Source organism: Pseudomonas sp. HY2-MNA-CIBAN-0224 (assembly GCF_040310285.1).
GTDB classification, from domain to species: Bacteria; Pseudomonadota; Gammaproteobacteria; order Pseudomonadales; family Pseudomonadaceae; genus Aquipseudomonas; species Aquipseudomonas helleri.
Window position 1 is genome coordinate 1 of record NZ_JBEOPQ010000786.1, and the last position, 247, is coordinate 247.

Here is a 247-nt window from a genome sequence, read left to right on the forward strand (position 1 = left end):
CTACCAGTACAGCACAAGGTACAAACAACTTGAATAATACAGATGTGACCGGACGGCTGTTGATGTTGGCTTCAAGTAACTTGCCTATTGGCAGTTATACCTACTCGCAAGGCATAGAACCCGCTATTGAGTCAGGTCTCATTCATAACGAAAGCAGTACTTTAGAGTTTATGAGTGATTATTTGGAACTGGCGTTATGTCGTTATGAGCTACCACTACTGGCGCTCATGATTGAAGCCCTTATGGT

General features: G+C 43.3%; 1 pseudogene. It reads left to right on the top strand.

Features of this window, described 5'->3' with window-relative positions:
- Positions 1-29 precede the first annotated feature (29 nt).
- Positions 30-247 (top strand): annotated as a pseudogene (locus AAEZ03_RS28455) (hypothetical protein); the annotation flags it as partial.